9 protein-coding genes and 1 tRNA gene are annotated in these 11,133 nt (G+C 63.9%); 6 read left to right on the top strand and 4 right to left on the bottom strand.

All coding sequences use genetic code 11. From position 1 onward, the window contains the following. Positions 1-105: 105 nt before the first annotated feature. Together ASG03_RS16480 and ASG03_RS16485 are read left to right on the top strand one after the other, a co-directional pair. Positions 106-759 (top strand): TetR/AcrR family transcriptional regulator, encoded by a 654-nt coding sequence (locus tag ASG03_RS16480; protein ID WP_062694575.1) that lies wholly within the window; start codon positions 106-108, stop codon positions 757-759. Between the two features lie 186 nt (positions 760-945). After that, entirely contained in the window at positions 946-2,592 is a 1,647-nt protein-coding gene (locus ASG03_RS16485; RefSeq protein WP_062474025.1) for a Na/Pi cotransporter family protein, read from the top strand. Between the two features lie 5 nt (positions 2,593-2,597). On the opposite strand, the gene ASG03_RS16490 is transcribed toward ASG03_RS16485, so the two are convergent. Beyond that, positions 2,598-3,827 (bottom strand): ROK family transcriptional regulator, encoded by a 1,230-nt coding sequence (locus tag ASG03_RS16490; protein ID WP_062694576.1) that lies wholly within the window; start codon positions 3,825-3,827, stop codon positions 2,598-2,600. 222 nt (positions 3,828-4,049) lie between these two features. On the opposite strand from ASG03_RS16490, the gene xylF reads away from it, so the two are divergent. The 4 genes from xylF to ASG03_RS16510 all read left to right on the top strand — a co-directional run bounded on the left by xylF (position 4,050) and on the right by ASG03_RS16510 (position 8,657). Next, on the top strand, positions 4,050-5,090 hold the full coding sequence (gene xylF, locus ASG03_RS16495) for a D-xylose ABC transporter substrate-binding protein (protein ID WP_062474029.1): 1,041 nt from the start codon (positions 4,050-4,052) through the stop codon (positions 5,088-5,090). 209 nt (positions 5,091-5,299) lie between these two features. Continuing rightward, positions 5,300-6,613, top strand: a complete 1,314-nt coding sequence (locus ASG03_RS16500; protein ID WP_062474585.1) for a sugar ABC transporter permease — start codon at positions 5,300-5,302, stop codon at positions 6,611-6,613. A gap of 98 nt (positions 6,614-6,711) precedes the next feature. After that, complete coding sequence (locus ASG03_RS16505) at positions 6,712-7,467, top strand: ATP-binding cassette domain-containing protein (RefSeq protein ID WP_062474587.1); 756 nt, start codon at positions 6,712-6,714, stop codon at positions 7,465-7,467. Positions 7,468-7,670: 203 nt separating this feature from the next. Beyond that, positions 7,671-8,657, top strand: a complete 987-nt coding sequence (locus ASG03_RS16510; RefSeq protein ID WP_062694578.1) for an aldo/keto reductase — start codon at positions 7,671-7,673, stop codon at positions 8,655-8,657. An 81-nt stretch (positions 8,658-8,738) separates the two neighbouring features. Here the strand turns inward: ASG03_RS16510 and ASG03_RS16515 are convergent, their stop codons facing one another. The 3 genes from ASG03_RS16515 to ASG03_RS16525 form a co-directional block, all read right to left on the bottom strand. Next, a complete protein-coding gene (locus ASG03_RS16515; RefSeq protein WP_062694580.1) occupies positions 8,739-9,674 on the bottom strand; it encodes a dihydrodipicolinate synthase family protein in 936 nt (311 codons plus the stop codon). Positions 9,675-9,990: 316 nt separating this feature from the next. Then, positions 9,991-10,066, bottom strand: a tRNA-Lys gene (locus ASG03_RS16520). Between the two features lie 136 nt (positions 10,067-10,202). Further along, on the bottom strand, positions 10,203-11,090 hold the full coding sequence (locus ASG03_RS16525) for a dihydrodipicolinate synthase family protein (RefSeq protein WP_062474035.1): 888 nt from the start codon (positions 11,088-11,090) through the stop codon (positions 10,203-10,205). Positions 11,091-11,133: the final 43 nt, after the last annotated feature.

An 11,133-nucleotide genomic window follows, 5' to 3' on the forward strand; every position in this document is an offset into this window, starting at 1 on the left:
CATGTTGCCATTCGATCCGGAGGGAGACCTCTCGGACTTGACGGGAAACCCTTCAGTTTCCTATTGATAGAAAACGCATCGGTTTCCGAAAGTCAAGACGACCACATGAGCACATGCGCAGACAGTTGCAAGAAAAGGCCCGGCCGCCCTGCCGCGATCAGCGAAGCGCGCCGCCGTGACCTCATTCTCGACGCAGCCGAGCAGTGTTTCGTCTCACAGGGCTATCGTTCGACGCAGATGGACGACGTGGTCAAGGCCTGCGGGATGTCAAAGAAGACGGTCTATCGCAGCTTCGGGACGAAAGAGAACCTGTTCGTCGCCCTGATCGACCGCGTCATGCAAGCCGACATCAAACTGGACATGCCGGACGAGAAACAGGCGGCCGACGTGGTTGTCGCCGATATTCTGTCGCGCCTCTCGGCTTTCGTGCTTTCGGATCGCCAGGTCAACATCACCCGGCTCGTCATCTCGGAAAGCGCCCATGCACCGGAGCTGGCCGCAGCTTTCCATGACAATGGGCTGCGCTGCTGCAAGGAAAAGCTTACCGATATCCTCGCGCACCTGCAGACGACCGGCCGGCTGAAGGGCGATCGTCCGGCGGAACTCGCCAGCCTGCTCGTCGGCGCCATCATCGGCGAATCGCTGGTGACCGCCCTCATCCGACGGCCGATACCGATGACCGATCGGGAGCGCGAGGGCCGCATCGAGCACCTGATCCGGATCGTCCGTCCCGCCCTGATGCCGCCCCGGGCCTCCTGAGGTCCGCAAAACCGCATTCTCCGCCTGCAAGCGGGGATAACGACGGCCGGCGTCGCAGGCACCCGTGAAAACAGGCCGGCAAACTGCTACTTTCGGCGGTATCGTTGCCCCTCCTCGTCCCGCACCCTATGCTCCGACATGTCTGCAGGCGAAGCCCCCTCTGCACGACTGCCGGAACGAAGCCTGATGCAATCCACCATCGTCATGATCAATCTGTTCGGCGCGATCGCGCTCCTCCTCTTCGGCCTGTCGCTGGTGAAGGACGGCGTGTCGCGGGCCTTCGGCGCACGACTGCGCACGGGGCTTGCGACCGGGACCAAGCATGGTTGGCGGGCGTTTCTCTCCGGCTTTGTCGCGACCGTCGCCTTGCAGAGCTCGACGGCGACGGCCCTCATGGTCTCGTCCTTCGTGGAACGCCGCATGGTCAAGCAGCGGCTGGCGCAGATCGTGCTTCTCGGCGCCAATATCGGCACGGCGGTCACGGCCTGGATCGTCTCGACCGGCATCGAGTGGCTTTCGCCACTGCTGATTCTCGCGGGAACCGTTCTCTATCGCGGCAAGCACAGCGGACGCCAGGGCGGCGGCACCGCGCTGATCGGCATCGGTCTGATGCTCCTGTCGCTGCATCTGCTCGGCCTGGCCACCGAGCCCATGCGCAACTCCCCCGCGCTGGCCGCCTTCATCGCGCTTCTCGACGGCGCGTGGCTGGTTGCGCTCGTCTTCAGCGCCGTGCTCGCTTTCGTCTCGTCCTCGAGCCTCGCGATCGTCGTTCTCATCCTCTCGCTTGCCTCGACCGGCATTCTCTCCCCCGGCCTCATCGTCGTGCTCGTGCTCGGCGCCAATCTCGGTGGCGCCATTCCGCCTTTCGTCGCCACGTTGAGCGGGCCTCCGGCCGCGCGCCGGGTGACGCTCGGAAACCTCATCGTGCGCACCTGCGGCTGCCTCGTCGCCCTGCCGCTTGCAGGTTTCGGCGCGGATCTTCTTCGACGCTTGCCGCTGCCGCCGGAAAAACTACCGGTCGACGCCCATCTCATCTTCAACATCCTGCTGGCCGCTGCCGCCTGGCCCTTCGCCCGGCGCCTCTCGATCCTGATGATGCGCATCGTTCCGGACCAACCCGAGCGGGAAAATGCACCGAAGTTTCTTGACAACCATGAATTGTCCACACCCGTCGTCGCGCTGACCAGCGCCACGCGCGAGGTGCTCGGGGTCGGCGACCTGATCGAACGCATGCTCATTCTCGCGTCGGACGCGTTCCGCACAAACGACATCACGCCGCTCCGCCAGATCCCGGCTTTGGAGCACAGCGTCGACAGCCTCCAGCAGGAGGTGAAAATCTATCTGTCGAAACTCGGCCGGAAAGGGCTGGACGATGAGAACGGCCGACGCTCCATCGTCATCATCGACTATGCGATCAATCTTGAACATGTCGGCGACATCATCGAAAAGGGCCTTCTGGACCAGGTGACGAAGAAGATCACGCTCGGCCTCAACTTCTCCGATGCCGGCTTCCAGGAACTGAAGACGCTGTTCGACCTGACGATCGACAATCTGCGCATCGCGCAGACGATCTTCGTCACCCGCGATCTCGACCTCGCCCGCCAGTTGATGGAGGTGAAGGTGGAGGTGCGCAATCTCGAGAAGCAGTCTGCGGAGCGGCACTTCCAGCGCCTGCGCGACGGCCATGCCGACAGCCTGCAGACCAGCTCGCTGCATCTCGACATGCTGCGCGATCTCAAGCGCATCAACGCCCACATCGTCTCTGTCGCCCATCCGATCATGGATGCGAGTGGTCTTTTGCGCGAAAGCCGGCTGAAGACGCTCGGCGTCTGACCGCCTCAGGCGGAGCGCTTTTCGGAAGGCGAGAGCCGCGCTTCGGCAATCGCCTGGTCGATGCCGGTCAAGGCGCGGCCAAGATGCCCCTCGAAGACGAGGCGCTGCTCGTCCAGGTGCACGGTGATCTCGGGCCGTCCCTTCAGCCGCACCTCGTGCGAGGCCGAAAGCCCCTCCTCGATCCCCGGCGCCAGGAGATCGAAATAGCGCGTTCCCGGCCCGGTGAACACGACCGGCAGGCGATCGTGAAAACTCATCAGGCGCGACAGTCCGTTCCCGAGCGCAAGTCCCGCCTGGCGGAAGGCGTAGCCGGCCATCCGGTTGCCCGCCCGTGCCGTCTGCGCGATCTTGTCCATTTCCGGCAAGGGAACGAATTTCGCCGGGATCGTGTCGGCCGGAACCTGGAAGGCCGTGCGCAGGATGCCGTAGAAGCCGGCGGTTGCCTCGATGCACCCCTGCCCGCCGCAGCGGCAAAGACCGCCGCCGGGTGCATGAAGCATGTGCCCGAAATTGGGCGCGCTCGCCTCCACCTCGTCGTGCCGGCGCAGTCGCGCGATGCCGAGCCCGATGCTGTGGCCGAGCGAAACGACGGCCAGGGCATGCCCCTCCGGAGAGCTTTTCGCCGCGAGGCCGAGCGCCTGGGCAACGAGAAGCGTCTCGTTGCTGAGGGTCACCACAGCGCGCCAGTCCGGAGACAACAGCGCCGCAAAATCGATTTCCTGACCGCCGAGGAGCGGCGACCAGAGGAGGCGGTGCCCATCGGCATCGACCGTTCCCTTGCTGCTGATCGAGATCGCCATCACGGCATCGCGTGCAAGCTGCGAACGCTCCACCAGCCGGCGCAGCGCTTCGCGAAACTGCAGCGCGAACTGCGAGGAAGCCTGCGCTTCGTGACGTCGCGTCTCGTCGAACCGATCGATCAGCCGCCCAGCATAATCGACCAGCGAATACTGGACGGCGTCCGAGGAAATCTGCGCGGTGACGAGATAGCCGCAGGCGCGCCGCTGCGAGAAAAGAACGCGCGGACGTCCCCGCCCCGCCCCCGGCTGCTGCTCGCTGCGTTCGAGAACGCCGGTCTTTTCGAGCTCCATGGTGATGGCCGAGACGGTGGCCGAGGACAGGCCTGTCCGCTCGGCAAGGTCGGTGTGCGACTGCGGCCCATGGCGTCGCAGCGCAGAGAGAACGAGCAGGATATTCTGCTGTCGCATCTGCTCTGAGCCGGCCTTGTTGAGCATGCGAAGCCTGATCTTCCCTGGGTCACGACGGCGCAGAGCCGTGCCGAAACGGCGTCAAAATCCTTAGCATGAGGACGTGTTGACAGCCTCAAATTTCTCTGACATCTATTTTCTCGACTGTCGAGAAAAAACTCTCAGGAGGAGAGATCGGCAGGTTTTGGGGCTGGGCGGGGGTCGTGCGGGAGGTTCGCGCGAACGGTCAGCCGCGTTTGGGAGGTTTTGATGAAATCCGTTCTGAAACTCATGGCTGGCGTTGCCGTCATCGTATCCCTGCACTCGGCCGTCCAGGCCAAGGACCTCGTCGTCGGCGTGTCCTGGTCGAACTTCCAGGAAGAGCGCTGGAAGACGGACGAGGCAGCCATCAAGGCCGCGCTCGAAGCATCGGGCGACAAGTACATCTCGGCCGACGCCCAGTCGTCCGCCGCCAAGCAGCTGACGGATGTGGAATCGCTGATCTCGCAGGGCGCCAATGCGCTGATCGTGCTCGCCCAGGATTCCGAGGCCATCGGCCCGGCCATCGAAAAGGCAGCTGCGGAAGGCATTCCGGTCGTCGGCTACGACCGTCTGATCGAAAATCCTGCGGCCTTCTACATCACCTTCGACAACAAGGAAGTCGGCCGCATGCAGGCCCGCGAAGTGTTCAAGGCCAAGCCGGAAGGCAATTACGTCTTCATCAAGGGCTCCTCGTCCGACCCGAACGCGGACTTCCTCTTCTCCGGTCAGATGGAAGTGCTGAAGGAAGCGATCGACGCCGGCAAGATCAAGAATGTTGGCGAAGCCTACACCGACGGCTGGAAGCCGGAACTGGCCCAGAAGAACATGGAGCAGTTCCTGACTGCGGCCGACAACAAGGTTGACGCCGTGGTTGCCTCCAATGACGGCACGGCTGGCGGGGCGATCGCCGCGCTCGACGCACAGGGGCTCGCAGGCTCCGTTCCGGTCTCGGGCCAGGATGCCGACAAGGCAGCGCTCAACCGGGTGGCGCTCGGCACGCAGACCGTATCGGTCTGGAAGGACAGCCGCGTCCTCGGCAAGCGCGCCGCGGAAATCGCGGTCGAACTCGCCAACGGCAAGAAGATGGACGAGATCGCCGATGTCCAGACCTTCGAAGGTGGCCCGAAGAAGGTCGCGATGAAGTCGGTCTTCCTGTCGCCGATGCCGATCACCAAGGACAACCTGAACGCCGTGATCGACGCCAAGTGGATCAGCAAGGAAGAAGCCTGCCAGGGCGTGAAGGCCGGTTCGGTCGCAGCCTGCAAGTAATGGTCGACTGACGTGAAACGGGGCGGACGGGGCATGGAGCGTGCCGCGTCCGCCCCGATCGCGCACGGCGGGGAGCCGCGCGAGCGAGAGGCTCGAAGACGGCGGGAACACGGCTTGTACACAGGCCGGGATCCGCGCGAGACAGCCGGCCATACGCGCGGCAAGAGACAGGCACGCCTGCCCGGCGCATGAGGGAGAACGACGAGGCCATGGCCGAAACCACCAACACCATTCCATTCAACACGGCGCGCGCGACGACCGAGAACCCGGTCCGCCGCTTTTTCCGCGCCACCGAGATCGATACGCGCCTGCTCGGCATGATCGGCGCTCTGCTGATCATCTGGATCGGCTTTCACCTGCTGACGGGCGGCCTGTTCCTGACCCCGCGCAACCTCTGGAATCTGACGGTGCAGACCTCCTCCGTCGCCGTGATGGCGACCGGGATGGTGCTGATCATCGTCACGCGCAACATCGACCTGTCCGTCGGCTCGGTGCTTGGTTTCTGCGGGATGGTCATGGGGGTCCTCCAGGCGCAGATCCTGCCGCAATATCTCGGCCTCGACAGCTCGCTCACCTGGATCGTGACCCTGGCCTGCGGCGTGGTCGTCGGGGGGCTCATCGGCGCGCTCCACGGCGTTATCATCGCCTTTCTCGGCGTGCCGTCCTTCATCGTCACGCTGGGCGGCCTGCTCGTCTGGCGCGGCGCGACTTGGTTCGTGACCTCGGGACAGACGGTCGCTCCGATGAACGCCACCTTCCGCCTCATGGGTGGCGGCACGGAAGGCTCCATCGGCGCCACCGCCAGCTGGGTCGTCGGGCTGATTGCCTGCCTGGCGATCGTCGGAGCCATCCTCAACGCGCGCAAGCAGCGCAAGCGCTTCGGTTTCCCGCGTCGCCCGGTCTGGGCCGAATATGTCCTCGCAACCCTCTCCTGCGCCATCGTCATCGCAGCGGTCTTCGTCGCCAACAGCTATTACTGGCCCGTCAACATCGCGACGCGCTATGCCGAGGCCAACGCCATTCCCGTGCCTGAGGGCGGGTTGAAGATCTCGCACGGCATTGCCGTTCCCGTCCTCATCGCCATCGCCGTCGGGATCGTGATGACCTTCATCTCCACCCGCCTGCGGTTCGGCCGCTATGTCTTTGCCATCGGCGGAAACCAGGAAGCGGCAGAGCTCGCGGGCATTAAGACTCGCTGGGTCACGGTGCGCATCTTCGCGCTGATGGGCATCCTCTGCGCCATCGCCGCCGCCATCTCCACCGCCCGCCTCAACGCCGCCACCAATGCCCAGGGCGAACTCGACGAACTCTACACGATCGCCGCGGCGGTTATCGGGGGAACGTCCCTCGCCGGCGGCGTCGGCACCATCGCCGGCGCCATGCTGGGCGCCTTCGTCATGCAGTCCCTGCAGTCGGGCATGGTGCTTCTCGGCATCGACAGCCCGCTCCAGCGCATCGTCGTTGGCTTCGTGCTGGTCGTCGCCGTCTGGCTCGACACCGTCTATCGCGCGCGCGCCAAGTAAGGAGGCCGATCATGCCCACGACAACACCCCCAGGCTTCCCTGCCGCCGCCGCCGGTGCACACACGCCGACGACGCCGACCGGCACCCCGCTGGTCGAGATGAAGAATGTCTCGATCTCCTTCGGCGGCATCCACGCCGTGGACAATGCGTCGATCGACCTCTACCCCGGCGAAGTGGTGGCGCTTCTCGGCCACAACGGGGCCGGCAAATCGACGCTGATCAAGATCCTGTCCGGCGCCTACAAGCGGGATGGCGGCGAGATCCTGATCAACGGCCAGCCTGCCGACATCTCCAACCCGCGAGACGCCAAGAAATACGGCATCGAAACGATCTACCAGACGCTCGCCGTCGCCGACAACGTGGATGCCGCCGCGAACCTGTACCTCGGGCGCGAACTGCGCACCCCGTGGGGCACGCTCGATGACGTGGCGATGGAAGCGAAGGCCCGCGAGGTGATGGGACGGCTGAACCCGAACTTCCGCCGTTTCAAGGAGCCTGTGAAGGCGCTCTCGGGCGGGCAGCGGCAATCCGTGGCGATCGCGCGCGCGATCCTGTTCGATGCGCGGATCCTCATCATGGACGAGCCGACCGCGGCACTCGGACCGCAGGAGACCGCGCAGGTCGGCGACCTCATCCGTCAGCTGAAACGCGAAGGCATCGGCATTTTCCTGATCAGCCACGATATTCACGACGTCTTCGATCTCGCGGATCGGGTGTCCGTCATGAAGAATGGTCAGGTCGTCGGCCATGCCCGCACGGAGGATGTGACCAAGGACGAGGTGCTCGGCATGATTATTCTCGGCAAGGTTCCGCCGAAAGCGATCCCGGGACCGGGCGCCATGCAGACGGCCTGAGCCTCACCCAGCACCATCCAGCATCCGCGCGCCGGGCATTTTCGCAATGTCCGGCGCATCGGTTCGGGAACCTTGTCGGCGAGCGCGCCTTTGCTTGCCGTGGCCGGACACTTCGGTCATAGCCTTCGATCAGGAGGCACTCTGCGGCTTACCATCGACATGGATCGTCATGTCGCCGCCGAGACTTCGAAAGGGAGATCATCATGAAAAACCATTCCTTCGGCAGACTGCCGTTCACCGTGTCCAATGTCGGCTTCGGCGCCTGGCAGATTGGCGGATCCTGGGGCGACGTCAGCGAGGCCGACGGCCGCGACGCCCTGAACGCGGCGCTTGATAACGGCATCACCTTCATCGATACCGCCGACGTCTACGGCGACGGCCGCTCGGAAAAGATCATTGCCGACGTGCTAAAGACCCGTGGCGGGACGCGCCCGATGGTCGCGACCAAGGCCGGCCGCCGGCTCAATCCGCATGTGGCCGATGGCTACACCAAGGCGAACCTCGAAGGCTTCATCGACCGCAGCCTTGCCAATCTCGGAGTCGAGACGCTCGACCTCGTGCAGCTGCACTGCCCGCCGACGGAGGTTCTCTATCGGCCGGACGTGTTCGAAGGTCTCGACGCCCTGCAGTCCGCCGGCAAGATCCAGGGCTACGGCGTCTCCGTGGAGAAGGTCGAAGAGGCCTTGAAGGCGATCGAGTATCCGGGCGTCGTCAGCATCCAGATCATCTACAACCTCTTCCGCCAGCGCCCTGACCACCTGTTCTTCCAGGAGGCCCGCCGCCGCAACATCGCCGTCATCGCCCGCGTCCCGCTTGCCAGCGGCCTTCTCTCCGGCAAGATCACGGCGGACACGCACTTTGCCAAGGACGACCACCGCAACTTCAATCGCAACGGCGACGCCTTCGACGTCGGCGAAACCTTTGCCGGTGTTCCCTTCGAGGTCGGCCTGCAGGCCGTGGAAGAGGTGCGCAAGCTTGTGCCGCAGGGTGCGACCATGGCAGCCTTTGCGCTTCGCTGGATCCTGATGAGCGATGCCGTCACCGTCGTCATCCCTGGCGCCCGCAATGCCGAGCAGGCCCGCGCCAATGCAGCGGCGGCGGATCTCGCACCTCTGACGGACGACGTGATGGCAGCCTCGCGCGAGATCTACACGCGCCTGATCGCGCCGCACGTCCACCAGAAATGGTAGCCTGAAACGCTCCGTTCAAAAACAGAAAGCCCATGTCGCAGCTTGCGGCATGGGCTTTTTTCTAGTCGGGCGCTTATTGGCTCAGGCGGGATAACGCGACGCGTACCAGGCCTTGAACAGCGTATACTGGTTTTCGATATGGCGGCGCTGCGAGGCGCTCAGGGCATCGCCCTCGTTGAAGTGCAGCGTGTATTCCGCGTCACCATTCAGCACCATCAGATACTTGTAATGGAGAACGAGATCCGGACCCTCGTCATAGGTCGAGAGCACCCAGAGCGCCTCTTCCAGCTCCTTGGCATCGCGGCGCGCTTCGGCATCGCCCTTGGCCGCCTTCTCGCAAAGGGCGACGAGGTGCAGCACTTCCCTGGGAAGCGCGTTGCCGATGCCGGTGATCGCGCCGCCCGCGCCACAGTTGACGAAGCCGTGATAGACGCCGGTGTCGACCCCGACCATGAGGATGAGATCATCATCGCCCGAGGTGATGTTCTCGGCCGCATAGGTCATGTCGGCCTTGCCACCGAATTCCTTGAAGCCGACAAGGTTTGAAAAGCTCGCACGCAGCGCGAAGAAGAGGTCGGCGCGCGTGGCAAAACCGTAGTACGGGCTGTTGTAGATGACGGCCGGCAGGCCGTCGGCCGCCTTCAGCACGGCCGAGAAATGATCCTTCTGGGCGGCAAGCGACGAACCCCGCGACAGAAGCCGCGGGATGACCATCAGGCCCTTCGCGCCGACCTTCGCCGCATGCGCCGCATGCCCTGCAGCCGAAGCCGTGCTCACGGCACCCGTCCCCACGATGACGGGCACGCCCGCCTCGACCAACCGGCGGACGCCTTCCTGGCGTTGCGCGTCGGTCAGGAGCGGCCAGTCGCCCATCGATCCGCAATAGACGACCGCCGACATGCCGAGGTCGATCAGTTCGCGCCCCTTGCGCACGAGCGCATCGAAGTCCGGCGTGCGGTCGGAGCGGCAGGGTGTCATCAAGGCGGGAATGCAGCCGGCAAAAACGGGAACGGTCATCTCATGTCTCCGAAGGAAGTGCGAGCCGAACCGTTGTAACATCGTTCGCTCGCTGTCGGAGATGGCTGTACCAAATCATCCACGCTCTGTCGACAAAATAAATACAGGAGATCCGGACAAGGTTTTTTGAGCGCGCAATCCGCGACATTGCCGACGAAGGTGATGACGTAAGACGTCGAGCAGCCACAGCGGGTGGGTCATGCGACGGCATGATGACACGTGTGCTGTAGAATTGGCGGAGAGACAGGAATCGCCACGAGTTCGACTACCCCTGGGGGCTGTCGAGGATCGTCGTAAACGCGCATTGAAGAAAATTTGGTGGGTGATGTAGGGTTCGAACCTACGACCCGCTGATTAAGAGTCAGCTGCTCTACCAACTGAGCTAATCACCCATCCTGCGCCGCATCGTGGCGGTGCAACACTGCATCGCTGCGGTGTAACCGGGCGTATAGAGGCCTTCGCCCGGCTTGTCCAGCGATCGTGGACATCTTTTTCCCGAGGCCCCCGGGATTTTTTTGGTCGACAGTCTCAGGCCGCCATCAGGCCGTAGCGTTCGAGGATCACCGCGATCTTCGCGTCCTGCTCCCGGTCGGGCAACAGGGCCGGTTGGCGGCTGGCGCCGACCGACGGATCGGTCAGATAGAGCGCACGCTTGACCAGCGCCGGCGGAAAACCGAGGGCATAAAGGTCCGTTCGAAACGCCGTGTAGATGGCCTGCTGGCGTTCGGCTTCGGCGATGTCGCCCGCGTTGAAGGCTGTAAGAATGCCGGAGAGGACCGCCGGCATGGCATTGCCGAGGCCCGAGATGCAGCCCGCAGCACCGTTCTGCAGCGACCAGAGCACGAGATGATCGGGGCCGGAATAGACCTCGAAGCCGTCGACGCTCTTGCCGACCGCGAGGTAGGCTTCCAGCGTTTCCTTGGCGCCGCCCGAATCCTTGATGCCGGCAATGTTGCCATGCGCCGCCAGCGCCCGGGCGGTCTCCGGCTCGATGTGATTCTGCGTGCGGGCGGGAATGTCGTAGAGATAGACAGGTGTCTGCACCGCATCCGCGACCGTTGAAAAATGCCGGATCAGGCCATCCTGCGTGCAGGCGATGAAAAAGGGCGTAATGACGGCAATGCCCGTGACGCCGATCCGGTCGAACGCACGGGCCAGTTTCAGCGTCTCGAACGTCGCCGGCATCCCGGCATTGACGATGACATCGACCTTGCCCGCGACCTCGTCCACCACTTCTTCGGTCAGCCGCACCTTCTCGTCATAGGTCAGTGCCGAAAAGTCGCCATTGGTGCCGGCGCACATGATGTTGTTGCCGGCCGCGACCTGACGTCGGACCTGTGCGCGCGTCGCGGCGTAGTTGATGGTTTCGTCGTCATTGAAGCAGGTGACGAGCGCGACGAAGGCTTTCTTGGACATCATGTTCTCCTGAACTCTCGAATTTTCCGGCCTCTGATGAAGC

It is taken from the genome of Rhizobium sp. Leaf341 (assembly GCF_001424325.1).
Taxonomy (GTDB): domain Bacteria; phylum Pseudomonadota; class Alphaproteobacteria; order Rhizobiales; family Rhizobiaceae; genus Ferranicluibacter.

Excerpts from the sequence above, each read along its gene's own strand:
- ASG03_RS16480 (WP_062694575.1), top strand. The coding sequence starts at position 106 with ATGAGCACATGCGCAGACAGTTGCAAGAAAAGGCCCGGCCGCCCTGCC.
- ASG03_RS16510 (WP_062694578.1), top strand. The coding sequence starts at position 7,671 with ATGAAAAACCATTCCTTCGGCAGACTGCCGTTCACCGTGTCCAATGTC.
- ASG03_RS16500 (WP_062474585.1), top strand. The coding sequence starts at position 5,300 with ATGGCCGAAACCACCAACACCATTCCATTCAACACGGCGCGCGCGACG.
- ASG03_RS16515 (WP_062694580.1), bottom strand. The coding sequence starts at position 9,674 with ATGACCGTTCCCGTTTTTGCCGGCTGCATTCCCGCCTTGATGACACCC.
- ASG03_RS16490 (WP_062694576.1), bottom strand. The coding sequence starts at position 3,827 with ATGCTCAACAAGGCCGGCTCAGAGCAGATGCGACAGCAGAATATCCTG.
- ASG03_RS16505 (WP_062474587.1), top strand. The coding sequence starts at position 6,712 with ATGAAGAATGTCTCGATCTCCTTCGGCGGCATCCACGCCGTGGACAAT.
- ASG03_RS16485 (WP_062474025.1), top strand. The coding sequence starts at position 946 with ATGCAATCCACCATCGTCATGATCAATCTGTTCGGCGCGATCGCGCTC.
- ASG03_RS16525 (WP_062474035.1), bottom strand. The coding sequence starts at position 11,090 with ATGTCCAAGAAAGCCTTCGTCGCGCTCGTCACCTGCTTCAATGACGAC.
- xylF (WP_062474029.1), top strand. The coding sequence starts at position 4,050 with ATGAAATCCGTTCTGAAACTCATGGCTGGCGTTGCCGTCATCGTATCC.